The following is a 22,972-nucleotide window of genomic DNA, read 5'->3' as shown; positions in this document are numbered from 1 at the left end:
TCCCGTCACAGGTCGAGGACGAGGCGTGGGGTGCGGGCGCGGGACACGCAGACGAACATCCGGTCGCCTGCCGCTTGTTCGCTCGGGGAAAGGATGCCGTCGCGGTGGTCGGGGACGCCGTCGAGCACCTTGGTCTCGCACGAGCCGCAGATTCCGGACCGGCACGACGTCACCGGGCGGATGCCGGCCTTTTCCAGTGCGCTGACAATGCTTTCGTCAGCGGCGACGGACACGGTCTTCTTCGAGGCCGCGCATTCGACCTCGATCGGCTTGTTCTCCGCGGGAGGAGCCTGCGGGGCTTTGAAGCGTTCCAGGCGCAGTGCTTCGGCGGGCCAGTTCTCCGCCGCGGTGTCCAAATCGGACAGCAGCGAAGCCGGTCCGCAGGCGTAGACCTTCGCCCCGGCTTCGACGGGCTTTTCCAGCGCGGACAACGAAATCCGGCCGATGGTGTCCGACGGATGGCAGTGCACGCGCTCGCCGTAGCCGCGGAGTTCGTCGAGGAACGGCATCGACGTGCTGGTGCGGCCGCCGAAGTACAGCTGCCAGTCGGCGCCCTTGGCCGCCGCGGTGCGGACCATCGGCAGGATCGGGGTGATGCCGATGCCGCCCGCCACGAAGACGTACGACTGGGCGGCGTGGAAGCCGAAATTGTTCCGCGGGCCCTTGATCGCGACGCGCTGGCCGGGGCGGAGAAACGCGTGCACGTATTCCGATCCGCCGCGGCTCGCGCGTTCCCGGCGGACGCCGATCCGGTAGTACGCGCGTTCGCCGGGCGGACCGCAGAGCGAGTACTGCCGTTCGACGCCGTTCGGCAGCACGAGGTCGATGTGCGCGCCGGGCTCCCAGCTCGGCAGCGGTTTCCCGGTGGCGGCCGCCAGGTCCAGCGAGACGACGCCGTCGGCTTCCCAGCGCAGCTGCCGGACGAAGACGTCCAGCTGCCCGGCGGTTCCGGCGTTCGAGGTCATCGGCTTCCCTCCCTTTGTTAACGTTGTTACTCCGCGCCTCGCCGAGAGTATTGGTAACATCGTTAACATGTCAACTGACACGAAACGGGCGGGAATCGCCGCGACGCGCGCCGAGCGGGCGGTGGCCGAGGCGCTGGACCTGGTCGACGCGGGCGGGCTGGAGGCGCTCACCATGCGCCAGCTGGCCGACCGGATGGGGCTGCACCTGCCCGCGATCTACCGCCTGTTCGACGGCAAGGACGCGCTGATCGACGAGATGGCCGAGGCGATCCTCGCCGGCGCGGTGGCGAAGCTGCCCGCCGGCGACGGCGACTGGAAGAGCCGCGTGCGGAGCATGGCCGCCGGATTGCGCACGGCGCTGCTCGCGCATCGGGACGGGGCGCGGATCGTCGGCGGGAACTACGCGGCGAAGCGCAGCAATCTGACCTTTGTGGACAGTCTGCTCGGCGGCCTGCTGGCGTCCGGGCTGCCGCGCAAGCACGCGATCTGGGCGACGAGCGCGGTTTTCTGCTTCGTGCTCGGCGAAACGCTCGAGGAGCAGGGCGCGACCGGCGACGAGGTCGAGGTGCTGAAGAGCGTGCTGGGGGCGCGAAAGTACGTGCACCTGGAGGCGGGGCCGGTGGAATCGATGCTCGATTTCGAGGAGCGGTTCCAGTTCGGGCTGGAGCTGCTGCTCGCCGGGGTGGACGCGGTGGCGGGGCAGCCCTAGCTACCGGCGGATCCCGTCCAGCAGGTAAGCGGTGCGCCGGTCGTAGGAGTCCCGGGCAGGCCGTTCGCCGTGTTTGAGGGCGAGGGCGTTGTCGACGACGAGTGCGTGGAGATCGCCCGCGGTGAACTCCGGCCGCACCACGCCCGCGACCCGCGCCGCCGCGACCAGTTCTTCGTTCGCCTCGCTTCCGACCCGGCAGATCTCCATGAGCTGCGGCGAGTGCGGGTAGATCTGCAACAGGACGTCGTTGACGGCGGGCTGGCGGTACTGGAGGTCGCGCAGTTCGGTGAGGTAGGAGGCGATCCGCTCGCCGGCGTCGTCGATGGCCCGCGTGCGGTCGATGACGGCGAACAGTTCCGTCGCGACGACCTCTTCGATCACCGCCTCGATGAGCCCGATCCGGCCGCCGAACCGGTTGAAGATCGTGGCCTTGCTGACCCCCGCCGCTCGCGCGACCTCCTCCAGCGGGACCGTGAGGCCGCGGCCTTGGAAGGCGCCGATCGCGGCGGCGCGGATCTGCTCGGAATTGCGCCTGGCGTCGGCGCGCAGCCCGGACTCCGAAGGCACTTCGCCCTCCCTCTCGCTGTCGCCTCGCGGCGTAAGTTGACTCGCTTGGTCAGCTTACCTAAAGTCGGGAGAGGAGAAGTTGACCAGTGGGGTCAACTTAGATCTAGGGGCAGAAATGATCGTTGTCACCGGCGCTACCGGCGGGCTGGGCGGCACCACCGTCGAGCACCTCCTCAAGCGCGTACCCGCGGACCAGATCGTCGTCAGCGTCCGGGATCCCGCGAAAGCGCAGCACTTCGCTGACCGTGGGGTGCGCGTGCGACAGGGTTCCTACGAGGATCCGGCCGCGCTGCGTGACGCGTTCGCCGGTGCTGAGCAGGTCCTTCTGGTGTCCGGCAACGACCCAGCCGCCGACATGGTCAGCCTGCACCGAGGCGCCGTCGACGCGGCTGTGGCGGCCGGGGTCCGGCGGATCGTCTACACGAGCCAGCACGGAGCCGTCCCCGGAAACCCGTACAGGCCGTCGGACATCCACATCGCCACCGAAGCGATCCTCGCCGACTCCGGAGTCGCCTGGACCGCACTGCGCAACGGCGCCTACGGCCCGCTCGACCAGGTGCTTGGTCCGTGGCAGCGGACCGGGGAAATCGCGCAACCGGAAGACGGGCCCGTCCCGTACACCGACCGTGCCGACATCGCCGAGGCCACTGCGGTTGTCCTCGCTGGAGCCCGCGTCATCGACGGCCCCGTCACGCTCGCCGCTCCGGCCGCGGTCACCTTCGACGACTTCGCCGGGATCGCTTCGCGGCTCACCGGTCGTAGCGTCAAACGTGTTGTCGTGGAAGACGAACGGTGGGTCGCCGACCAGGTCGCGCTCGGCGTCCCGGAACAGCTAGCCCGGCTTATGCTGACCTGGTACCAGGCTTCCCGCGCTGGCTATTTCGCCGAGTCCGGCACCCTGCTGGCGGAGCTTCTCGGCCGCGAGCCGCGCACGGTCGCGGACCGGCTTTCCGTCAGCCTCGACCCGGCTGCGGGCTGATTCCGGCCACCGCGATCCGGAACAGCCGGCTGGCTTCGGCGGCCGGTTCCGGATGGCGTTCGGTCGTCAGCGTGATGCCGACGATCAGCGCGATCAGGTCGCCCACCGTCACCTCCGGCGAGACGGCCCCGTCGCGAGCGGCGCGGGCCACTAGCGGCGCCGCGGATTCCTCCAGCGTCATTGAGCAGGAGTTTCCGTGCGTCGGATCCGGCACGTCGTACGCGAGTGCGGCGGCGAGGCCGCGCGCGGTCACGCAGTAGCTGACCACGTCGTCCAGCCATTCCAGGAGTGCGCGGCGGCTGTCGGCTTCCCCGGCCAGTTCCTGAGCACGCGCGGCCAGCAGTGCGATCCGTTCCTGCGAAACGGCTTCCAGCAGCGCGTGCCGGGTGGGGAAGTGCCGTCGCACAGTCGCGGAGCCGACCCCGGCGGTGCGCGCGATCTGCTCCAGCGACGCGTTCGCCCCGTGTGCGGCGACCTCCGCCTCGGCCACCTCGAGAATCCGCGCGTAGTTGCGCCGCGCGTCCGCGCGCTGCTGGCCGGGCATGGCGTGACCTCCGGGTTTGCTAAGTGGCGGGCCCCGCCGTATCGTAGCGGACACGAAATGGCGGGCCCCGCCACTTAGCGTTCCCAGGGAGAATCATGAGAGAGGCAGCACCGGTACTGGTCGTCGGCGCGACGGGACGGCAGGGCGGCGCGACGGCGCGCGAGTTGCTGGCGGCGGGAGTTCCCGTCCGGGCGCTGGTCCGGGATCCGGCGGCGGACCGGGCGAAGGCGGTCGAGGCGGCGGGCGCGGATCTCGTCGTCGGGGATTTGCTCGATCGGGACGGGCTGGCCCGCGCAGTGAAGGGCGTGCGGGCGGTGTTCAGCGTGCAGATGCCGGACATGAGCGGGGCCGAGCCGGACTTCGCCGGGGAGGTGACCCAGGCGGTGAATCTTATCGAGGCGGCGAAAGACGCGGGCGTGCCGCAGTTCGTGCACACCTCGGTGAGCGGCGCGGGATCGCCGGAACTGGCCGACGAGCGCTGGGCGTTCCTGGCGCCGGCGATGGAGGCGAAGGCAGCGATCCAGGATCGGCTCCGGGCGGCGGAATTCCCTCGGTGGACGTTGCTCAAGCCGGGGTTCTTCATGGAGAACTTCCTGCCGTCCACGCAGTACGTCTTCCCGCGCGGCATCGAGGGCGGTCTGGTGACGATCCTGCGTCCGGAAACCCGGTTGTCGCTGGCCGCGACTCGCGACATCGGCCGGGCGGCCGCGGCGGCGATCGCGGAACCGGAGCGGTTCCACCGGGTCGAACTGGAACTGGCGAGCGACTACCGGTCGATGGCCGAGATCGCGCCGATCCTGTCCCGGGTGCTGGGCGTGCCGTTGTCGGTGCCGGACATGACCGTCGAGGAGGCGCTCGCCGCGGGGATGCCGCCGATGGGCTTCTCCCACGCGATGCTGAACGCGCTCGGGCAACCGGCGCGGCCCGAGTTCGCGCGGGAACTCGGGATTCCGCTGACCAGCTTCGAGGAATGGGCTGAGACGGCTATGCGGGCCTGAACGCTTGGTGCAGCAAGGCTTCCAGATCCGGACGGTGCACGGGTCGTCGGTGTTGAGTGCACAGGACCTCGTCGCCGTTCTGGCATGGCGGGCTGCTTTCCCGGTAGAAAGGAAAGATCATCGGGGAGGGAGTACCCAGTGAAGGTCCTTCTGCGTAAATTTGTCCCCATCGCGGCAGCCGCCGTCTTGGCAGTCACCTTGGCACCGTCAGCGGCGGCGAGTCCGGCAGCTTCGCCCGAATGGCGCGTCGCCGACGGCCAGCTTCTCTGGACCGCGCCGAAACCGCTGTTCGGCGACGGTGCGGTGGAGTTCTGGTCCGGCGGCAAGCTGCTCGGCCGCGCCCAGCCGCGGGCCGACCTGCGGACGTTTTCGCTGCCGGCCGGCGGGATCCGCGATCTGCGCGGGCTGGAGGTGCGCGTCGGCGGCCGTTCGCTGACCAATCCGCCTCGCGCGACGGCGAAGCAACCGGCCGCGGCGCCGTTGCCGGAGTTGCCCGCCAATGCGGTGGATCCCGGTAAACCCGGGCAGTTCTCGACGGTCAAGGGCGAGTACTCGCTCGACCCGGTGCGGCTGCCGGGGCTGGACGGGCCGATCGAGATGCAGGGCCTGGTCGTCGCGCCCCGGCACGCGCCGGGGAACCGGCCGCTGGTGGTGTTCCTGCACGGCCGTCACCAGCCCTGCTACAACCCGGCCGATCCGGGCGACTACTCGACGGCCTGGCCGTGCAAGACCGGGATGCTGCCGATCCCGAGCTACCGCGGCTACCTGCAGACCCAGGAATTGCTGGCGTCGCAGGGATTCGTGACAGTGTCCGTTTCGGCCGACGCGATCAACGCGCTCGACCACGCGGCGCAGGACGGCGGCGCGCAGGCCCGGTCGTCGCTGGTCCGGCTGCACCTGGCGCACTGGGCGGACTGGTCCGGCAGCGACCGGGCGACCGCACCGCAGATCGTCCGCGATTCGCCGGCCGCGGATCTGTCGAATGTGGTGCTGGTGGGGCATTCCCGCGGCGGCGAGGGCGTCAACCGAGCGGCGATGGACAGCCTGTATCCGCCGCCGGGCGACACCGGGTTCTCCGGGCCGGTCCGGTGGAAGATCCGCGGCGACGTGCTCATCGCGCCGACCGTGTTCGGGTTCAACCCAGTGCCGGACGTCCCGTCGGTCACCTTCCTGCCTTCCTGCGACGGCGACGTTTCGAGTCTTCAGGGGCAGCAATACGTCGACGGTACGCGCGGGGTCAGCCAGGGCACGGCTCTGCACAGCGCGCTATACATCTCGGGTGCCAACCACAACTACTTCAACTCGGAATGGACGCCCGGCGTCGCGGTGGCTCCGGCGCAGGACGATTTCTTTTCTCCGCAGCCGGATCCGTACTGCTCGCCCGGCATGCCCGCGCGGCTGACGGACGCGCAGCAGCGAGCGGTCGGCGCGACCTATGTCGCCGCTGCGGCGCACCTGTTCCAGAAGCACGATCTGCGCATGGAGCCGCTGCTGGACGGTTCCGGCGTGCGCGCGCCGTCCGCTGATCCGGCGCATGTGCTGGCGCACGCTCTCGGCGGTGCGCGGACCCCGGTGCTGGTCCCGGATTCGTCGACCAAGGTCACCGGGAGCGGCGACGTCTGCCAGCAAGTGGGTCCGGACCGGCGGTGCCTCGTCGACTCCGGCGCGTCCAAATCGCCGCACTTCGTCGGGCTGGACGACGCTCCCGATCCGTCGCGGACCGCCGTGCACGTGCGCTCCGCGGCGGCCGGGGTACCGGCGAAAATCCAGTTGCCGCAACCGGTTTCGCCGAACGGCGCGCGGGCGCTGGCGATGCGGCTCATCGCGCCGGAGAACGTCCCGGCCGAGTCGTTCGACGTCGCGGTCTTCGACACGCGGGGCAAACGCACGAAACTGGGTGCGGTGACGGTGGCCGGACTGGCCGGGAACGAACGCACGAAATCGTTCTGGGGCCAGGAAGTCCGGGTGCCGCTGCCGCCGCACCTGGAGGTGGCCAGCCTGGAGCTGACGCCGCGGACAGCGGGCGGCGAGGCGTGGCTGCTGGACGCGTACGCCTGGCGTCCCGGCCTGCCCGACCCGAATCCGGCCCCGCTGACCCGGATCGACCTCGGTGCGATGACGGTCAAGGAAGGCGATTCCGGCTCGAAGACGTACCAGATCCCGGTCACCGTGACCGGCGACGGCGGCGGTTCGCTGCGCGTCTTCCGGGCGGACACGGTCTCGCCGATGTCGGTGAAGTGGACCTATCAAGCGGTCGCGCTCGCGCCGGGACAGCACACGCTCGACCTGCCCGTGACGGTCGCCGGGAACACCCGGTGGAGCTGGCCGTACCGGATGCTGGCCGAGGTGCAGGCCACCCGCGGCACGGTGATCGGGTCGGCGGAGGGCTCGCTGAACGTCGAGAACGACGACCCGGCTCCGAAGATCAGCGTAGGGCAGTCCGAGGCGTCCGCGGTGGAGGGCAGTGCGCTGACGTGGCCGGTCCGGCTGTCCACAGTGGCCGATTCGGACGTCAGCGTGCTCGGGCAGGTGAAGGCGCCGAAGACCGGGCCGGAACTGATGACCTCGGACGTCGATCCGGAGTGGCTGATCGAGCACGGCCTCGATCCGGCGAAGAAGCAGCCGTTGTCGGAGACCGGATTGACGGCAGTAGTGCAGATCCCGGCGGGGAAGACGAGCGGTGAGCTGACGATCCCGACTGTGCGGCACGACGGGGCGGACCCGGCGAAGCACGTGCTGCTGCAGGTGACGGGCGAGCCGAAGGAATCCGGCCCGGACGTGGACGTCACGGGGACGGTGACGGACGCGGGCTGACGCCGGGCCGCTCGGTCAATCCTCCTGGTCCGGGCTTCGGGCCAGGAGGATTTTCGGTCCGCGCCTGCCGGTTTCGCGGAAACCGTGCCGCAGGTAGAACGCGAGTGCCCGGGGGTTGACCTCGAGGACTTCGAGCACCAGCGGCTGTTTCCGCTCCGCCGCGACGCCGATCAGCCAGCGGAGCAGCCGTCCGCCGATTCCTTGGCCTTGGTAGCGCGGGTCGAGTTCGATCCGGCCGAGCCAGATCTCCGTTGGCCGGTACTCGACCGCGAGCAGGCCCGCGTCTGCGCCGTCGACCGTGATCATCTGCCACGTGCGAGGAGAGAAGGCGCGGGCGTGGTGACGACGCAGGTTTTCGTCGTCCCAGCCCCAGATCGCGGCGACGTACTCGCCCAGCGCGGCCTGGTGCACGCGGAACAGAAATCGCTGTCCGCGGCCGGTCATCGGTCTTGGTTGCGGACCTTCGGCAGGATCCGCAGCATGGCTGTTCCCGCTGCCAGCAAAGCGAATCCCGCCAGCAGAAGCCACAGGACGTTCACTCCGGTGAAGGCGAGTCCGCCGGTCATTCCCGCGGCAGAGGCCGCGCCGATTTTCTGGTACATGAGGGTTCTCTCTCTTCCGTCCGGGTGTTCACCAGTTCTTGCGGGTGCGCAGGAGCGCGTCCGCGTATGCCTTGAGATGGCAGGCTTGCAGGAAATAGTCGAGCACCAGCTCGTACATCGACGCGGCGAGCAGCATCCGGCGCCAGCCGCGGTAGCGCACGGTCACTACCCGCTCCACCACGAAGATCGCCGAGATGCCGAGCCACCACGGGTTGAGGTGCAGGCCGCCGTGGAACAGGGCGATCGCGAGGGCGGTCAGGTAGATCCCGCTGACCAGCACGCCCGCGATCGTCATCAGCTGCCTGCCCCAGTACCGCCACGTGACGCGGGTCAGTCCATATTGGACACAGTTCTCCACCGCACCGCGCTTCCACCGCAGGCGTTGTGTCCACAGTGCACTCCAGCTGGTCATGACCTCGGTTTCCAGCGTGCACGCGCTGGGCGAGATCACCCGGTGGCCGAGGTGCAGCAGGGCGAAAGTGAGTTCGTTGTCCTCGGTGAGCACGGTGGTGTCGTAGATCCCGCCGCGGCCGTCGCCCGCGGGCAACCGTTCGGCGAGCCGGGCAGCGGAGACCTCGCGGAGGGTGCGGACCCGGAACATCGCCGCGGTTCCGGTCAGCACCAGGCATTTTCCGCGCAGCCGGTGCACGTCGCGGGCGTAGCGGGCGTATTCGTTGCGCTGGAGGTGGCCGACGAAACCGCCGCCTGGGCCGCCGCGGAAGACTCCGCCTACGCCGCCGTATCCGTGGTCGAGGTGGTGCAGTGCGGTGCTGACGAACTGCGGGTCCAAAGTGGAATCGGCGTCTTGGACGAGGATTACGTCGTCCTCGTCCAGGCGCGGCAGCAGCCAGGCGAGCAGCTGGTTGAGGGCACCGGCCTTCTTGTGCGTGTTGTTTGTGGACGGTCGCACCCGGGCGCCGGCGATCGAAGCCACTGCGGCGGTGTTGTCGGTGCAGTTGTCGGTGACGACGAAAACCTCGTCGACGCTCCGGTCCTGTCCGCGCAGTGCGGCGACGGTGTGCGCGATCTGGGCTTCTTCGTCGTGCGCGGGGATGACGGCGACGACGCGCACGCTGCCGGAACGGTGCCGTCCGGTTCGTGGTTCGGCGAGCGTGGGTGCGGACATGAGCGGGGGTCCTCTGCGCGGAACTGCGACGTGGTGCGTCGCGCTTGACCCTTACTCTGTCGGCGGTCACGGAACGCTACATGAATCGTCCAGAGACCACCCGCGCGGGGGAGAATTTCCGCGAAACCTGTGTATTGCCTAGGGATTCTCAGTCTGCCGACTGGTCACTGTGCGTACCTGCTACTGAGACTGACGGTGCGGCCGCGGGGTCATCAGGCGGGTGATGAGCGGCGTCGAGCCGAGCCCGTGCAGGGCCACGCTGCCGAGGACGCAGACCACCGTCAGGGTCAGGACGAGGTCGCTCTCCTCGCCGGTCAGGCCGTTGATCGCCAGCAGTCCGAACACGACCGACGTCGTGCCGCGCGGGCCGAGCGCGCCGACGAGGAACCGGTCCCGGTGCGGCATCCGGGTCCGGCTCAGCGACAGCATCACCGGGACGATCCGCAGGACGGTCAGCGCGAGCAGGCAGAACACGACCGGCTGCCACGCGATGCCGAAGGACACCACGACGACCGCAGCGCCGCCGACGACGAACCACATCGCCATGGTCAGGATCCCGGTGACCTCTTCGAGCAGTTGCAGGTCCTCCGACGGCCGGGCGAAGTGCTCGCGGGCGTGGCTGTCCGAAATGCGGAGGTGCCGCGCGGCGAAGGCGCGGTAGACGTAGCGGAAGGCGATCCCGCTGACGAAACAGGCGACGAATCCGTTGCCGTCGATGGCGACTGTCGCCGCGTAGGTCAGCAGGGGAGTCGTGAGGAGGGCGATGCGCCGTCCCTGTCCGGAAGTCCAGCCGGCGCGGACGGCGAGGAACAGCAGGATGCCGATCGCCGTGCCGACGACGGCTCCGGCGACAATGGCTTTGATCGCGAACGGCAAAGCGGTCGCGAGCGCTTTCCCGGCGGTATTGGCCGTATTGTCGCTGCGCGCGAGAATGAGCGCGAAAAGGAACAGCGGCGAGACCAATCCGTCGTTGTAACCGCTTTCGACATTCAGCACGCTGCGCACTTGCGGCGTGAGAGTTCGGTCCCGCACGACGCGTTCCGCGGCGGCGAAATCGCTCGGGATGACGATGCACGCGACGATCAGCAGCAACGGCCACGACAGACCCGGGAAGAACGCCCAGCCGGCCAGCATGGCCAGCCCGAGGCTCAGCGGCAGCGCGAAGAACAGCACCCGTGCGACGAGGCCCGGCGCGTGTCCCCACAGTCGTCCGCCGCGCACCTCGGTGGCATCGACGAAAAGCAGCATCGCGAGAATGAGTTCGGCGACGTGCTGCGCGATTTCGGTGTCGAAGACCTCGAGCAGTTTCGCCGGACTCGCGAACAACGCGGTCGCGGCCCCGCACAGCACCATCAGCACGGGCGCGGCGATGTTCCACCGGTCGAGTCGTTTGGCCGCGAGCGCGCGCAGCAGAACCGCGGTCGAGAGGACCAGCAGTGCGGTAATCATCGTTCGTGAGGCTCCACGGCTTTTGGTCGCGCCCAGCCGTCTTCGGCCGCTGACGCTCCACAGTGTACCGGCGGGGGCGGGCCGGGCCCGGCATTCCGGGTGTACGTCACGTCCACCCGGATTCGGTCGATGGTTGGACGATTCGGCGGGCTCCGCTCCCTAGCGTCGGGAACGCGGGTGTTCCGGCCCGCCTGACTCCGGAAGAAGGCCGTGATGACTGACGCTCTCATCATGGGCGGGATCCTGCTCGCCCTCGTTCTTTTCACCCAGGTGGGCCGCCATCGGCACAACCTGGTCATGGGCATCATGCCGTTCGTTTCGTGCACCGTCATCGGGGTCCTGTACTTCACCGGCGGGATCTCGCTCACCGCGCCGAACCTGACGGCCGGCCTGGCCGGGGCTGTCGTCGGCGGCGTCGCCGGCGCGGGGCTGATCGCGACCACGCTGGTGGAGCGCAGCCCGGACACCGGGCGCGTGCAGACCTGGGCGGGCTGGCCGTACCTGCTGATCTGGCTCGCCGTGCTGGGCGGGCGGCTGGTGTTCGTGTGGGCGGTGGAGAACGTGCGCCCGTTCGCGGTGAAGGTCGGCGAATTCCTGGTCAGCGCACATCTGGACAAGGACGGTGTTGGCCTGTTCTTCGTGCTGATGGCGCTGGCGATGGTCGCGGTGCGGGCCGGCGGGGTGCTGTGGCGGTCCCGGCAGCTCGAAGCCGTCCGCGATGGGCAGCCGGTGCGGGCCTGACTACGCTGAGCAGCGAAGAAGCCAAGGGGAGGGGACGCGATGACTCGGCTGCCGCTGGTTCTGATGCGGCTGCTCACGCCGGTCGCGTTCGTCGCGATTCTCGTCACCGCGCAGCCCCCGGCGGAGTGGGAGTGGGCGCCGCTGGCCGCTTCCGTCGCGAGCGGCCTGGCGTTCGGGGCGCTGGACCTTCGCTGGCCGCGGGCGGCGGTCGTGCTGCTTTCGCTGGCCGCGCTGTTCGGCACGGTCGTGGCGGTCGCGGACCCGAGTCTCACCGGACCGTCGCTGGTCTGCCTGTCCTTGCTCGTGTTGTCCTCGCTGGCGGCGATCACCCCGGCGGAGATCATCACGGTGGCTGCGGTCGTGGGGGTCGCAGCCGCCGTCGGCGGATACCTCGCCGGGCAGCCGGGCGAGCTCGTGGCGGGGAACGCGCTCGCGGTGGCCGTGGTGGTGCTGCTCGGTCTCAACCGGCGGCAGTACCGGGTGCAGGCTCGGCAGGCCAGGGACCTGCTGGACCAGACGCGGCTCACCCAGGAGGCCGTCGCCCGGGGTGCGACGCTGGAGGAACGCGCCCGGCTGGCCAGGGAGGTCCACGACATCCAGGCGCATTCGCTCTCGGCGCTTTCGCTGCATTTGCAGGCCGCGGCGCGGTTGGTGGCCGAGTTGCCGTCCCCGGACGAAAAACTCGCCGCGTGCGTGCGGAAGGCCGGGCAGCTGGCGCAGGAGGGACTGATCGAGACGCGGCGGGCGGTGCACGCGTTGCGCGGCGATCCGATGGCGTTGCCGGAGTTGTTCGGCTCGCTGCCGGACAACGCGTCGATCCAGGTGACCGGCGAACCGCGCGAACTCCCGGCGGACGTCACCCTGCTGCTGTACCGCACTGTCCAAGAAGGACTGTCCAATGCGCGCAAGCACGCGGCGGGTGCGCCGGTGTCGGTCGAACTGTCCTATCTGGACGGCGAGGTGACGATGACGGTGGTCAACCGGACAGGTTCCGGCAGCGGGCTGCCCGGTGCCGGGTATGGGCTGACCGGTCTGCGCGAGCGAGCGGAGCTGGTCGGCGGCGAGGTGACCGCGGGCCCGGATGGCGCGGGCTGGCGGTTGTCGGTGAGGATCCCGGCATGACGATCGTGCGCGTGCTCGTGGCCGAGGACCAGCCCGCGGTGCGGGAGGGTTTGGTGCTGCTGGTCGGGTTGCTGCCGGAGATCGAGGTCGTCGGACAGGCGGGCGACGGGATCGCGGCGATCGAGGAGACCCTGCGGCTGCAGCCGGACGTCGTGCTGATGGACCTGGACCTCCCGCGCTGCGACGGGGCGGCGGCGACCCGGCGGATCGTCGCGGACCTGCCGGGCACCCGGGTCGTGGTGCTCACGACCTACGCGGACAGCGCGTCGATCGTGCGCGCACTGGACGCGGGCGCGGTCGGCTACGTGACGAAGGCGGCGAACGGCGACGAGATCGGCCGCGCGATCCACGCGGCGGCGGCCGGGCAGACCGTGATGGACCTGTCGGTGCAGCGGACGTTGCTGGCCGCGGCCCGGCACCCGGCCGCACCGCCGGAGGACGGGCTGACGGCGCGCGAGGTGGACGTGCTGAAACTGGTCGCGGCGGGCCGGGGGAACCGGGAGATCGCGCGGGAACTGCAGGTCAGCGAGGCGACGGTGAAGACACATGTGAACCGGATCTTCGCGAAGACCGGCTGCGGGACCCGGGCGCAGGCGGTGCGTTACGCGCATCAGCACGGCTACGCGGACTGAGCGACGACCTGGGTTCGCGGACAGTCAGCGGGCGAACCAGCCGGAGCGAAAGACCGGAGCCTCGCCCGCCACGGCGCGGCGGCACCAGTCCGCGACCGCCTCGCCGACCTCCGCCGGGCCGAGGGAGGACGTGTCGATCACGGTCATCGCCCAGTCCGGACCCGGAACGCGCCCGACCCAGCGGTCCCAGCGCATCTCCGGCCAAGCGTCCGTCGTGACAGCTTCCGGGAGATGACCCGGGTTGTGAGCGTGCGCGCGCAGCCACGCCGCGAATGCTTGGTTCGCGGGGCTCGGCTCGCCGCGGCGGGCGAGCCGAGCCAGGTGGGCCTCGTCGCTGAGGTCGAGCAGGCAGCCGGCGATGTCGATCCGGTCCGCGCTCGGCGCCGCCAGTGCTTCGCCGACCGGTATCGGATCGCCGGCCAGCAGCAGGTGCCTGCCTTCGGCTTCGAGCGCGATCGCGCGCTGCACCGCGATTTCCACCTGCTCCTGCCGCCACGCGACGGTCGGCACGGCCGGGATCGGGCCCAGCGTGCTCAGTTCGGCGGTCTCGTACGTTTCGCCGAGCAGAGGCCGCGCGTGCACGCGAGCGGTGGTTTTGCCGACGCAGGACGCGCCCGAGACAACCAGCAACATTGCCCTGACGCTAGGGCCTACTGCTCGGAACCTTCCACCGAATTTTCGCGCACGTACCGCGAAAGCGTCGCAGCGCCAACGCGTTCCACCGACACGCATTCCAGGTGCGCGGGTCCGGTGCCGTCCGGGAAAAGGCGGGTGCCGTGACCCAAAATGGTCGGGAAGGTCAGCAGCCGGTACTCGTCGACGAGGTCCGCCGCCATCAGCGTGTGCACCACGCTCAGGCTGCCGGTGACGACGACGTCCCGCTCTTCCCGTTTCACCGCGTCGACCAGGTCGCCGTCGAGGACCGACGAGTTCTGCCACGCGCTGGTGTCGGCCAGCGTGCTGGTGGCGACCAGCTTGGGCACGGCGTTCATCCGCTGCGAGAACGGGTCGTCGCGGTGCGGCCACAGGTGCGAGAACAGCTCCCAGGTCTTGCGCCCGAGCAGCAGGACCCCGTCGTCCAGCGTGGCGCCGAGGCGGAATTTGTCGCCCGCGACGGACTCCGGGCCGTGCCGGAAAGCCCAGCCGGCGTCCGGGGCGCCGGAGGAGGCGTCCGGGTCGGACGAGATGCCGTCGAGGGTGGTGAAGGCGATGACGATGACGCTCATGGCGGAGATCCCTTCAATCGGTGTCGCCAGTACTTACCGGCGGCCCCGGCCGAACTCATCGGCGAATCTCAAAAAATCTTCGCCGGCAGGTCGAATGCCTGGAAAACGCGCGGATCGGCGAACACGGCGTTGTGCGAAATCCGCCCGCCGGCCACGGTGAAGACCTGGAGAGTGTGCAACTGGCCGTCGGGGGTGTAGGCGGCGAGCGCGGGCTGCCCGTTGGCGGTGAGGCCGCGGACGGTCCAGCCGACGCCGCGCATTTCGAAGACCCGGTGCATGAACCGGCCGTAGTCGCCGCTGCCTCGGAACCAGAGCGGGACCGGCGGCATTTCCAGGATCGCGTCGTCGGTGAGCAGCCGGACGAGCGCCTCGACGTCGGCGGCCTCGAAAGCTCGCGCGTACCGGTCGATCACGGCCTGGGTTTCCGCGTCGTCCGGTTCGGCGATCTCGTCCATCGCGCCCGCGTCGGCGAGCGCGGCGCGGGCTCGTTGCAGTGCGCTGTTGACCGCCGGAACGGTTGTCTCCAGCTGGGTGGCGACCTCGGCGGCGCTGAACTCGAGCACCGACCGGAGCACGACGACCGCCCGTTGCCGCGCCGGGAGGACCTGGGTCGCGGCGACCCACGCCAGCCGCAGTCCGGCGCGGGTGTCGGCATCGCAGCGGGCGTCGGGGAACGGCTGCAGCCACGGGATGTCCGTCGCCGGTTGCAGCGGCGCGCCCGGATCGTCGCTGGCGGCGCCGAGACCGGACGGCAACGGGCGCCGGGCCCGGCCTTCCAACGCGGTCAGGCAGACGTTCGTCGCGATCCGGTACAGCCAGGTCCGGACCGAGGCGCGGGCCGGGTCGTACCGGTCGCGGGCTTTCCACGCGCGCAGCAGCGTTTCCTGCACCAGATCCTCGGCCTCGTGGAACGAGCCGGCCATCCGGTAGCAGTAGGCGGTCAGTTCGCCGCGGTGCGATTCGAAGTCCACCGCGTCATCATCCGGCACGTGCGACGCTGAGGAAACGGTCGACCACGGGGTTGTTCTCGTGGTCGGTGCGCGAGATCGCTGAGACGGTGGAGAACGCGCCGGGGTCGGTGAGGGTGAGGTAGCGCAGTCCGGGCAGTTGCAAGGCGCGCAAGGCGTTCGGCACGATCGCGATGCCGGTGTCGGCGGCGACGAGGCCGAGCATGGTCGGGAATTGGACGGCTTCCTGGACCACGCGCATCCGGAATCCGGCGCGCAGGCACAGCGTCTCGATGTGGTCGTGCAGCCGTGAGACGCGCGTGCGCGGGAAGGCGAGGAAAGGCTCGTCGGCCAGTTCCGCCATCTCGACGGTTTCCTTGTCCGCCAACGGATGCGTCTCGGACACGGCCACGATCAGCCGTTCGCGGCCCAGTGGGTGCACGGTCAGTCCGGCGGCTTCGCCGACCTCGCGGGCGATGCCGACGTCGAGCTGACCGTCCCCGAGCGCGGCGATTTGCGCGTCCGTAGTCGATTCGGTCAGTTCAAATCGGACGTTCGGCCATTGCCGGCGCATTTCCAGCACCGTGGCGGGCACGATTTCGAGCGCCGCTGAGCTGACGAACCCGATCCGCAGCAGTCCGAGTTCGCCTCGCGCGGCATGCGCGACCGCGGTGAGGGCGTGCTGGCTGTCCGCGAGCACCCGACGGCCTTCGGTCAGCAGCACGCGGCCGGGTTCGGTCAGCTCGACGCTGCGGGTCGTCCGCAGGAGCAGCCGCACGGACAGCTCCTTCTCCAGCTTCGCGATCTGCTGGCTGAGCGCGGGCTGGGCGAGGTGCAGCCGTTCGGCGGCGCGGCGGAAGCTGCGTTCCTCGGCGACCGCGACGAAGTAGCGAAGCTGGCGGAGTTCCACGCCGCTGATAATGGTTCCTTATCAGTGAGTAGGCAATAGATACTTCACTCTGTGTTCCGCGCGACTTAGCGTCATGGACGACAAGCACCGTCGCGAACGTCGAGGAGCACCCGTGGATCACGCATTGTCGTTGCAGCACTTCGTAGCGGGACGGTGGGTTCCCGGCGACGGACCGGTCGCGCGGAGTATCGACCCGGCGGATCCCGCGCAGATCGTGGCCGAGTACCGGACGGCCGGTCCGGAACTGCTGGACGAGGCGGTGCGCGCGGCGGTGGCGGCGCAGCCGGAGTGGGATCACCAGGGCACCATCGCGCGCGGTCTCGTGCTGCGGCGGGCGGCGGAACTGCTCGCCCAGCGCGCCGAATCGGTGGCCGCGTTGATGACCCGCGAACAGGGCAAGACGCTGGCGGAATCGCGCGGCGAGGTGGCTGCCTCGGTCGAGACGCTGCACTATCACGCGGGCCGGGCGCGCAGTGCCGACGGCGTGCTCTACCCCTCCGGCAACCCGGACGAGGTCGTGCGGACCGTACGCCGTCCGCTGGGTGTCGTCGGCGTGATCACGCCGTGGAACTTCCCGGTGCAGATCCCGGCGTGGAAGCTCGCGCCCGCGCTGCTGTGGGGCAACTCCGTGGTGTGGAAGCCGGCCAGCGACACGGTCGCGCTGGCGGTCGCGTTCGCCGAGATCCTGATCGAGGCCGGGGTGCCGGACGGCGTGCTCAACCTGCTGCTCGCGCCCGGATCGCTCGGCGCTGAGCTGGTGGAACGGCCGGAGCTGTCCGGCGTCACCTTCACCGGGTCGGTGCCGGTGGGCCGGGCGATCCAGGCCGCGGTCGTGCCGCGCGGGGCGAAGGTGCAGCTCGAACTCGGCGGGCACAGCGCGGCGATCGTCCTGCCCGACGCCGACCCGGCCCAGGCCGCCGCGGCGCTGGTCACCGCGTCGATGAGCGGGACCGGGCAGAAGTGCACGGCCGCCCGCCGGATCATCGCGGTCGGGGACGCCTACGACCGGCTGGTCGCCGAGCTGTCCGCGCGGGTCAAGGGGCTCGTTGTCGGCAAGGGCACGACGCCGGGAGTCGAGATCGGGCCGTTGGTGTCCGCCCGGGCGGCGGAAGAGGTCGAGGGCGCGATCCAGCAGGCGGTCGACGAGGGCGCGACGGTGCTGGCCCGCGCGGACTGTCCGCAGGGCGGGGCGTTCGTCGCGCCGACGCTGCTGGCCGGGACGCCCGAACTGACGATCAGCCAAGAGGAAGTGTTCGGCCCGGTCGCCACCGTGCTGCGCGCCGCCGACCTGGACGAGGCGATCCGGCTCGCGAACGGCACCCGGTTCGGGCTCACCGCGGCGGTGTTCACCGACGACGAGCGCGCGGTGCGGCAGTGCCTGCGCGACCTGGACGCGGGCATCGTGAAGGTCAACGCGCCGAACACCGGGTCCGAGGTGCACGCGCCGTTCGGCGGTCTCAAGGACTCGTCGTTCCCCGCGCCCCGCGAGCAGAACGGCGAATCCGCCGCGGAGTTCTTCACCTGGACCAAAACCGCGTACCTGCGGACGTCCGCGCCCCGGGAACAATCGTGACCCGGCCCGCGGACACCGCGCTCGCCCCGGCGGAACTGGGCGCTGCCCGTTACACCCGGCACAGCTTCGCGCGGTCGTTCCTGCGTCAGGCGGCTCGGGAACGCTGGGCAGTGTCCCGCACGCGGTGGGAGTTCGACGACAGCGGTCACGGCGAGGCGGTGTACCGGATCGATGCGGGCGACACTCTGCTGCACTTCACGGTGTTTTCCACGGTACTGCAGGAAAACGAGCGCACTGACCGCGTGATCGCGAAGCGGTGGGATGTCACTGCCGCACTGGTGGAAGGCCCAGTTTCGGACACGCGGATGGCAGAGCTGCGCCGTGAAGTACCACGGCAGGAAGCTGGCCGAGCCGACGCCGCGACGCTGGTGTGGACTCGGGCGAACCGGAGCGAACGGTTCTTCGAGTACGTCGCAGCTCAACTGGCCGCCGGTGAACAGCCAGACTGCGCCACGATGGGCGACAACTGCTACATCCTGCGCAGCACCGCCTTCTACAGCAACGGAAAGTTCGGTCTCGCCGACTTCGACCGGCTTGCCGAAATCCCGCCGCTGCAGGTGCCGTACCGCGCGCAAATGCTGGCCGCGTGGCTGCTGCGCGAGTTCAGCTACGACCTGGTCGAGCATTGCGCCGTCCGGCGAAACCCTGCCGCGGCAAAGCTTTCCGGCGACTGGCGGCGGTATCTCGGCCTCGGGAACGCGACCGGACTCGGCATGGTCCCGTTCGTGGTGAACCATCCGCACATCCTCGACGCCTGGTGCTCGGCGAGGGAACTCCCGCTGGCCCATGCCCTCGACGCCGAGGCGGACGCCAGTGCGGTCCGGCGGGCGAGCGAACTGCTCGACCGCGCCCGCCGGTACTTCGCCGAACGCGACACCCTGACGACCGCGCCGTACCTGACCGGCCCCGAACTGGCTGAACGACTCGCCGGAATCGCCTCGCTGCTCGGCGAATTCCCCGCGGGCGGCTTCCGGTGGCGGGACCTCGACGACCGAGCCGCGGAGTTCGGCGCCGAGGCCCGGGCCGTGCTGCACACCGTCCTGGTCGAACTGGACGACTCGCTCGACTCGGAGATCGAGCACCTGCTGACCTGCGACCAACGGCGGCGCGTCGACCTCGCCCAGTCCTGCGGCGAGCTGCGCGACCTGCTCGCCGACCGGTACGACTGGACCCGCGAGTTCGACTTCACCGACCCGGACGAACAGGCGAGGTTCTGGTTCTCCGCCGAGGACAACGAGGAACCCCGGCGCGGCAACCGCGGCCAGGACCCGGGCGAATCGATGGAACACCCGATCGACATCGCCCGCGCCGTGCACGCCCTCCGGCACGACCTGGCCGGTGCCGACGCGGGCCGTTCGGTCGCGGAGTTCCTGCTGGAATTCCCGTGGCACCGGGGCATCGTCGCGCGCGTGCAGTCGGTCGCCGGGCTCCGCTACGGCGAGGTCCGCGCGAACCTGCTCGCCGACGATTTCCTCCCGCTGCACCTGCAGCGATTCCAGCTCGCCCTCTACGGCATGGAGAACTACAGCCCGCAGTCGACCGACTGGTTGCGCGTCACGCTGTTCTCCGGCGCGCCCCGGGCGCGCGACGTCGAGTCCGGAGTGGACGACGACTGGCTGTTCACCCGCAAGCCCGGAAAGGAGTCCTGAGTGGACCCCCTGGAGCACGGCGACCTCACTGTCGTCGACGGACTGCAGATCAACAACTGGGACCGCAAAGTCCTGGAGGAACTGAAAGCCGGCGGCGTCACCGGGGTGAACGCGACCTGCGCGGTCTGGGAAGGCCCGCAGGAAACGCTGCGCGCGGTCGCGGACTGGTACGAACTCGCGCGGGACAACGCCGATCTGGTCGTCCTCGCCGGGAACGCCGACGACATCCGGCAGGCGAAGCGCGACGGCAGGCTCGCCGTGCTGCTCGGCTTCCAGAACACCTCGCCGTTCGGCGACGACTACCGGATGGTCGAGGTCTTCCACCGGCTCGGCGTGCGCATCGCGCAGCTGACCTACAACATCCAGAACCTCGTCGGCGGCGCCTGCTACGACGAGCACGATTCCGGGCTCACCGCGTACGGCCGGTTCATCGTCGCGGAAATGAACCGCGTCGGGATGCTGGTCGACCTGTCGCACGTCGGGAACCGCACGAGCCGCGACGCGATCGACGCCTCGGCCGGGCCGGTCGCGATCACGCACGCGAACCCGCTGTCCTTCGCGGATTCGCCGCGCAACAAGCCGGACGACGTCATCGACGCGCTCGCCGCGCGCGGCGGAGTGCTCGGCTGTTGCCTGTACCCCAACGTGATCGGCGGCGAGAAGACGACCCGGCGGCAGTTCTGCGAGATGGTCGCGGGGCTGGTCGAGCGGATCGGGCCGGACCACGTCGCGCTCGGCAGCGACTGCACGCGGAACTGGTCGCAGGACTACGTCGCCTGGCTGCGCAACGGCCGGTGGCGGCCCGCGTCCGCGGTGCCGGTGGAGCCGCAGTGGCCGGTGTGGCCGAACTGGTTCGGCGGACCGGCCGATTTCCCGGTCCTCACCGAAGGATTGCTGGAAGTGGGCCTGGACGAAACCGTCGTGGCGCAGGTGCTGGGCGGCAACTGGCTCCGGCTGTTCGACACGGTCTTCCCCGGAGCCGGGCAATGACCGCGGCGAAGGCCGAGCGCGTCTCGGCGGCCGAAACCGTGCAGACCAGGGTTTCGGTCCGGGAGATCCACGAGGTTTCGCTGCGTGCCTTGCGGGCTTCGGGGCTGAGCAGCGGCGAGGCGGAGCACCTGGCCGAGGTCATCGCGACCGCGGAAATCCACGAGGCCGCCGGGCTCGACGCCTTGACCATCGAGACGGCCCGGATCCCGGCCGGACGGGTCGGTCTCCGGCTGGAACATTGCGACGGGTACGCCGTGGCGCACGACCCGGCTTCGCGCGGTCCGCTACAGGCTTTCGTGCCCGCCTGCGAAACGGCCGCCGTGGTGGGCACGTTGGTCGTGCCGGGAATGGCGAGCAGTCCGGTACTGGACTGGGCTGCTTTGGACATCGCCGAACGCGCCGGGCGGATACTGTCCCTTTCGGACGGTGGGCACCGCACAGTCGTTACGCCGGGCGGGGATCTGCTGCGGCTTCCCGCCGCTGCCGAACCACGTCCGCCGGTCGCGGGATTGGTGATCCGCCCGCTGTCCGATGTGCCGGACGCGCAGGTGATTTCCACTGCGGCGGAACGGAAACAGCGGCATCGCGAAGCGGTCACCCATGGCGTGTCCGTGAAAACTCCATTGTGGACTCTCGCGTACTCGATCGCGCGCGGGTTCCTGATTCCGGACCACCGGGAGGGCCGATGACCTCGCGCGAGCTAGTGGCGCATCCGCACGGACCGCGGCCCTACGCCGGCGCCGCCGTGTTCGGCGGAGTGATCTGGGCGTGCGGGCAGGTCCCGGCACGGCGGGACGGCAGCGTCCCGGAAGGAATCGACGAGCAGGTGCGGGTCGCCCTCGACAACCTCGAGGACACCCTGCGGGCCGCGGGAGGGAGCCTGCGCACGCTGCTCAAACTGACGGTGTTCCTCGCCGACCTCGGCGAGTTCGACGCCTACCACCAGGCCTACCTCGACCGTTTCGCCGGCATCGACCTGCCGCCGCGGACCACGGTCCAGGTCGCCGGGTTCCGGGGGACGAAACGCATCGAGATCGACGCCGTGGCGGCGGTCGGCAGCGAGGAGACCAACCGACATGAAGACTGACCGCGCACCGGACAACGCTGTTCGGGCGACCCTGGATTCGGCCCGGCTCAACGGGTTCCACCGCAAGCTCGCGCTGTACTCGTCCGGCGGGCCGTTCCTGGACGGCTACATCCTCAGCATCATCGGCATCGCGCTGGTGCAGATCGGCCCGCAGTGGCAGATGGACTCGCTGTGGTCCGGCCTGATCGGCGCGTCCGCGCTGGTCGGCGTGTTCATCGGGGGAGCGGTGTTCGGCCCGCTCACCGACCGGATCGGCCGGAAGCTGATGTACACGATCGACCTGATCGCGATCATCGTGTGCTCGGTCCTGCAGTTCTTCGTCGCCGACGCCGCGCAACTGTTCGTGCTGCGGCTGCTGATCGGCATCGCGGTGGGCGCGGACTATCCGATCGCGACCGCGCTGGTCACCGAATTCGCGCCGAAAGCGTGGCGGGCGCGGCTGGTCGGCGGGCTGAACGCGATGTGGTTCGTCGGGGCCACCGTCGCCGCGTTCGTCGGGTTCTTCCTGCTGAACGTGGACCAGGGCTGGAAGTGGATGCTGCTGTCGTCGGCGGTGCCCGCGCTGCTGATCGTGATCGCCCGCACCAGCATTCCGGAATCGCCGCGCTGGCTGCACAGCAAGGGCCGCGACGCGGAAGCGCTGGAGGTGCTGCGCACGACGATCGGCGAGCACGCGACGCTGGACGATCTCCCGGAAGCCGAAACGAAAACCCCGATGTCCGCGTTGTGGCGCGGCGGATATCTCAAGCGGGTCGTGTTCATCTCGATTTTCTGGACGTGCACGGTCGTCCCGTTGTTCGCGATCTACGCCTTCGGGCCGCAGATCCTCGAACTGTTCAACCTCGGCGGCGGCAACCTGTCGCACCTCGGCTACGGCCTGATCAATTTCTTCTTCTTCGTCGGCAATATCGCCGCGCTGCTGCTGGTGGACCGGCTCGGCCGCCGTCCCGTCCTGATCTGGGGCTTCGCGATTTCCGCGGCCGGACTGTTCTACCTCGGTCTGCAACCGGGCGCCGCGCTGTGGCTGATCGCGCTCGCCTTCGCGGTGTACGCGGTGTTCAACGGCGGACCGTCCATTTTGGAATGGATCTATCCGAACGAGCTGTTCCCGACCGAGGTCCGCGCGTCGGCGGTGGGACTGTGCACCGGGATCAGCCGGATCGGCGCGGCAGTCGGCACCTTCGCGACGCCGTGGGCGCTCACCAATCTCGGATTGTCGGCGACGATGTACATCGCCGCCGGGATCGCCGCGCTGGGCGCGATCGTGAGCGCGTTCATGGCCCCGGAGACCAAGAACGTCGATCTGCACGTGGCTTCTTCGCTCAGCTAGAGGTGGAAACCG

Annotated in this window: 24 protein-coding genes; 13 read left to right on the top strand and 11 right to left on the bottom strand. The window is 69.9% G+C overall.

The features are described 5' to 3' along the window. Positions 1-5: 5 nt before the first annotated feature. Positions 6-965, bottom strand: a complete 960-nt coding sequence (locus EIZ45_RS22690; RefSeq protein WP_134663124.1) for a PDR/VanB family oxidoreductase — start codon at positions 963-965, stop codon at positions 6-8. A gap of 67 nt (positions 966-1,032) precedes the next feature. On the opposite strand from EIZ45_RS22690, the gene EIZ45_RS22685 reads away from it, so the two are divergent. Further along, complete coding sequence (locus EIZ45_RS22685) at positions 1,033-1,674, top strand: TetR/AcrR family transcriptional regulator C-terminal domain-containing protein (protein WP_134663123.1); 642 nt, start codon at positions 1,033-1,035, stop codon at positions 1,672-1,674. On the opposite strand, the gene EIZ45_RS22680 is transcribed toward EIZ45_RS22685, so the two are convergent. After that, positions 1,675-2,241 carry a TetR/AcrR family transcriptional regulator gene (locus tag EIZ45_RS22680; protein ID WP_134663122.1) on the bottom strand — a complete coding sequence of 189 codons (567 nt, stop codon included), beginning with the start codon at positions 2,239-2,241 and terminating at the stop codon, positions 1,675-1,677. It lies immediately after the preceding gene. Between the two features lie 115 nt (positions 2,242-2,356). On the opposite strand from EIZ45_RS22680, the gene EIZ45_RS22675 reads away from it, so the two are divergent. After that, positions 2,357-3,220 carry an NAD(P)H-binding protein gene (locus tag EIZ45_RS22675; protein ID WP_134663121.1) on the top strand — a complete coding sequence of 288 codons (864 nt, stop codon included), beginning with the start codon at positions 2,357-2,359 and terminating at the stop codon, positions 3,218-3,220. Here the strand turns inward: EIZ45_RS22675 and EIZ45_RS22670 are convergent. Next, complete coding sequence (locus EIZ45_RS22670; RefSeq protein ID WP_037814012.1) at positions 3,195-3,764, bottom strand: TetR/AcrR family transcriptional regulator; 570 nt, start codon at positions 3,762-3,764, stop codon at positions 3,195-3,197. The genes EIZ45_RS22675 and EIZ45_RS22670 overlap by 26 nt on opposite strands. 95 nt (positions 3,765-3,859) lie before the next feature. Here EIZ45_RS22670 and EIZ45_RS22665 point away from each other — a divergent pair, with 95 nt between their 5' ends. Continuing rightward, the gene (locus EIZ45_RS22665) at positions 3,860-4,762 is read left to right on the top strand and encodes an NmrA/HSCARG family protein (protein WP_134663120.1); all 903 of its coding nucleotides are present in this window, start codon (positions 3,860-3,862) and stop codon (positions 4,760-4,762) included. 138 nt (positions 4,763-4,900) lie between these two features. Then, entirely contained in the window at positions 4,901-7,576 is a 2,676-nt protein-coding gene (locus EIZ45_RS22660) for a hypothetical protein (protein ID WP_240690634.1), read from the top strand. Between the two features lie 15 nt (positions 7,577-7,591). Here the strand turns inward: EIZ45_RS22660 and EIZ45_RS22655 are convergent, their stop codons facing one another. The 4 genes from EIZ45_RS22655 to EIZ45_RS22645 form a co-directional block, all read right to left on the bottom strand. After that, positions 7,592-8,020, bottom strand: a complete 429-nt coding sequence (locus tag EIZ45_RS22655; RefSeq protein ID WP_134663119.1) for an N-acetyltransferase — start codon at positions 8,018-8,020, stop codon at positions 7,592-7,594. Then, the gene (locus EIZ45_RS46165) at positions 8,017-8,178 is read right to left on the bottom strand and encodes a hypothetical protein (protein ID WP_158691359.1); all 162 of its coding nucleotides are present in this window, start codon (positions 8,176-8,178) and stop codon (positions 8,017-8,019) included. Before EIZ45_RS46165 ends, EIZ45_RS22655 begins: the two co-directional genes overlap by 4 nt. A gap of 28 nt (positions 8,179-8,206) precedes the next feature. Further along, positions 8,207-9,304 carry a glycosyltransferase family 2 protein gene (locus tag EIZ45_RS22650; RefSeq protein ID WP_134663118.1) on the bottom strand — a complete coding sequence of 366 codons (1,098 nt, stop codon included), beginning with the start codon at positions 9,302-9,304 and terminating at the stop codon, positions 8,207-8,209. Positions 9,305-9,484: 180 nt separating this feature from the next. Then, the gene (locus EIZ45_RS22645) at positions 9,485-10,753 is read right to left on the bottom strand and encodes a cation:proton antiporter (RefSeq protein ID WP_134663117.1); all 1,269 of its coding nucleotides are present in this window, start codon (positions 10,751-10,753) and stop codon (positions 9,485-9,487) included. A 213-nt stretch (positions 10,754-10,966) separates the two neighbouring features. Here EIZ45_RS22645 and EIZ45_RS22640 point away from each other — a divergent pair, with 213 nt between their 5' ends. From EIZ45_RS22640 to EIZ45_RS22630, 3 genes are read left to right on the top strand one after another with little or no spacing between them, the layout of a single operon-like run. Beyond that, entirely contained in the window at positions 10,967-11,494 is a 528-nt protein-coding gene (locus tag EIZ45_RS22640) for a DUF1453 domain-containing protein (protein WP_134663116.1), read from the top strand. A 39-nt stretch (positions 11,495-11,533) separates the two neighbouring features. Then, on the top strand, positions 11,534-12,616 hold the full coding sequence (locus EIZ45_RS22635; RefSeq protein WP_134663115.1) for a sensor histidine kinase: 1,083 nt from the start codon (positions 11,534-11,536) through the stop codon (positions 12,614-12,616). After that, positions 12,613-13,248 carry a response regulator transcription factor gene (locus EIZ45_RS22630; RefSeq protein ID WP_167756527.1) on the top strand — a complete coding sequence of 212 codons (636 nt, stop codon included), beginning with the start codon at positions 12,613-12,615 and terminating at the stop codon, positions 13,246-13,248. The genes EIZ45_RS22635 and EIZ45_RS22630 overlap by 4 nt, the downstream gene beginning before the upstream one ends. Positions 13,249-13,272: 24 nt before the next feature. Here EIZ45_RS22630 and EIZ45_RS22625 read toward each other — a convergent pair whose 3' ends face one another. The 4 genes from EIZ45_RS22625 to EIZ45_RS22610 all read right to left on the bottom strand — a co-directional run bounded on the left by EIZ45_RS22625 (position 13,273) and on the right by EIZ45_RS22610 (position 16,331). Beyond that, positions 13,273-13,881: a hypothetical protein gene (locus EIZ45_RS22625; protein ID WP_134663114.1), complete on the bottom strand. Its 609-nt coding sequence runs from the start codon at positions 13,879-13,881 to the stop codon at positions 13,273-13,275. 17 nt (positions 13,882-13,898) lie between these two features. Next, positions 13,899-14,474 (bottom strand): dihydrofolate reductase family protein, encoded by a 576-nt coding sequence (locus EIZ45_RS22620; protein ID WP_134663113.1) that lies wholly within the window; start codon positions 14,472-14,474, stop codon positions 13,899-13,901. Between the two features lie 68 nt (positions 14,475-14,542). Beyond that, positions 14,543-15,445 carry an RNA polymerase subunit sigma-70 gene (locus EIZ45_RS22615; protein ID WP_240690633.1) on the bottom strand — a complete coding sequence of 301 codons (903 nt, stop codon included), beginning with the start codon at positions 15,443-15,445 and terminating at the stop codon, positions 14,543-14,545. Positions 15,446-15,452: 7 nt separating this feature from the next. Next, positions 15,453-16,331, bottom strand: coding sequence for a LysR family transcriptional regulator (locus tag EIZ45_RS22610; RefSeq protein ID WP_043828316.1), 879 nt, complete (start codon positions 16,329-16,331; stop codon positions 15,453-15,455). A gap of 112 nt (positions 16,332-16,443) precedes the next feature. Between EIZ45_RS22610 and EIZ45_RS22605 the strand changes: the two genes are divergently transcribed. From EIZ45_RS22605 to EIZ45_RS22580, 6 genes are read left to right on the top strand one after another with little or no spacing between them, the layout of a single operon-like run. After that, a complete protein-coding gene (locus EIZ45_RS22605; RefSeq protein WP_205669916.1) occupies positions 16,444-17,904 on the top strand; it encodes an aldehyde dehydrogenase family protein in 1,461 nt (486 codons plus the stop codon). Further along, the gene (locus tag EIZ45_RS22600) at positions 17,901-19,553 is read left to right on the top strand and encodes a hypothetical protein (RefSeq protein WP_134663110.1); all 1,653 of its coding nucleotides are present in this window, start codon (positions 17,901-17,903) and stop codon (positions 19,551-19,553) included. The genes EIZ45_RS22605 and EIZ45_RS22600 overlap by 4 nt, the downstream gene beginning before the upstream one ends. Next, complete coding sequence (locus tag EIZ45_RS22595) at positions 19,554-20,543, top strand: membrane dipeptidase (RefSeq protein ID WP_037813984.1); 990 nt, start codon at positions 19,554-19,556, stop codon at positions 20,541-20,543. Next, positions 20,540-21,232, top strand: coding sequence for a hypothetical protein (locus EIZ45_RS22590; protein WP_134663109.1), 693 nt, complete (start codon positions 20,540-20,542; stop codon positions 21,230-21,232). Before EIZ45_RS22595 ends, EIZ45_RS22590 begins: the two co-directional genes overlap by 4 nt. Further along, positions 21,229-21,630, top strand: coding sequence for a RidA family protein (locus tag EIZ45_RS22585; RefSeq protein ID WP_134663108.1), 402 nt, complete (start codon positions 21,229-21,231; stop codon positions 21,628-21,630). The genes EIZ45_RS22590 and EIZ45_RS22585 overlap by 4 nt, the downstream gene beginning before the upstream one ends. Continuing rightward, positions 21,620-22,960, top strand: a complete 1,341-nt coding sequence (locus EIZ45_RS22580) for an MFS transporter (protein ID WP_037813975.1) — start codon at positions 21,620-21,622, stop codon at positions 22,958-22,960. Before EIZ45_RS22585 ends, EIZ45_RS22580 begins: the two co-directional genes overlap by 11 nt. Positions 22,961-22,972: the final 12 nt, after the last annotated feature.

This window comes from Amycolatopsis sp. CFH S0740 (assembly GCF_004522315.1).
In the GTDB taxonomy this organism is placed as follows: Bacteria; Actinomycetota; Actinomycetes; order Mycobacteriales; family Pseudonocardiaceae; genus Amycolatopsis; species Amycolatopsis nivea.
The sequence above is the reverse complement of the archived record's forward strand: the minus strand, read 5'-3'. Positions and strand labels throughout refer to the sequence as shown.

Bases quoted from the DNA above. Each gene is read 5' to 3' on its own strand.
- EIZ45_RS22690 (WP_134663124.1), bottom strand. From the start codon at position 965: ATGACCTCGAACGCCGGAACCGCCGGGCAGCTGGACGTCTTCGTCCGG.
- EIZ45_RS22685 (WP_134663123.1), top strand. From the start codon at position 1,033: ATGTCAACTGACACGAAACGGGCGGGAATCGCCGCGACGCGCGCCGAG.
- EIZ45_RS22675 (WP_134663121.1), top strand. From the start codon at position 2,357: ATGATCGTTGTCACCGGCGCTACCGGCGGGCTGGGCGGCACCACCGTC.
- EIZ45_RS22670 (WP_037814012.1), bottom strand. From the start codon at position 3,764: ATGCCCGGCCAGCAGCGCGCGGACGCGCGGCGCAACTACGCGCGGATT.
- EIZ45_RS22665 (WP_134663120.1), top strand. From the start codon at position 3,860: ATGAGAGAGGCAGCACCGGTACTGGTCGTCGGCGCGACGGGACGGCAG.
- EIZ45_RS22655 (WP_134663119.1), bottom strand. From the start codon at position 8,020: ATGACCGGCCGCGGACAGCGATTTCTGTTCCGCGTGCACCAGGCCGCG.
- EIZ45_RS46165 (WP_158691359.1), bottom strand. From the start codon at position 8,178: ATGTACCAGAAAATCGGCGCGGCCTCTGCCGCGGGAATGACCGGCGGA.
- EIZ45_RS22650 (WP_134663118.1), bottom strand. From the start codon at position 9,304: ATGTCCGCACCCACGCTCGCCGAACCACGAACCGGACGGCACCGTTCC.
- EIZ45_RS22645 (WP_134663117.1), bottom strand. From the start codon at position 10,753: ATGATTACCGCACTGCTGGTCCTCTCGACCGCGGTTCTGCTGCGCGCG.
- EIZ45_RS22640 (WP_134663116.1), top strand. From the start codon at position 10,967: ATGACTGACGCTCTCATCATGGGCGGGATCCTGCTCGCCCTCGTTCTT.
- EIZ45_RS22635 (WP_134663115.1), top strand. From the start codon at position 11,534: ATGACTCGGCTGCCGCTGGTTCTGATGCGGCTGCTCACGCCGGTCGCG.
- EIZ45_RS22630 (WP_167756527.1), top strand. From the start codon at position 12,613: ATGACGATCGTGCGCGTGCTCGTGGCCGAGGACCAGCCCGCGGTGCGG.
- EIZ45_RS22625 (WP_134663114.1), bottom strand. From the start codon at position 13,881: ATGTTGCTGGTTGTCTCGGGCGCGTCCTGCGTCGGCAAAACCACCGCT.
- EIZ45_RS22620 (WP_134663113.1), bottom strand. From the start codon at position 14,474: ATGAGCGTCATCGTCATCGCCTTCACCACCCTCGACGGCATCTCGTCC.
- EIZ45_RS22590 (WP_134663109.1), top strand. From the start codon at position 20,540: ATGACCGCGGCGAAGGCCGAGCGCGTCTCGGCGGCCGAAACCGTGCAG.
- EIZ45_RS22585 (WP_134663108.1), top strand. From the start codon at position 21,229: ATGACCTCGCGCGAGCTAGTGGCGCATCCGCACGGACCGCGGCCCTAC.
- EIZ45_RS22580 (WP_037813975.1), top strand. From the start codon at position 21,620: ATGAAGACTGACCGCGCACCGGACAACGCTGTTCGGGCGACCCTGGAT.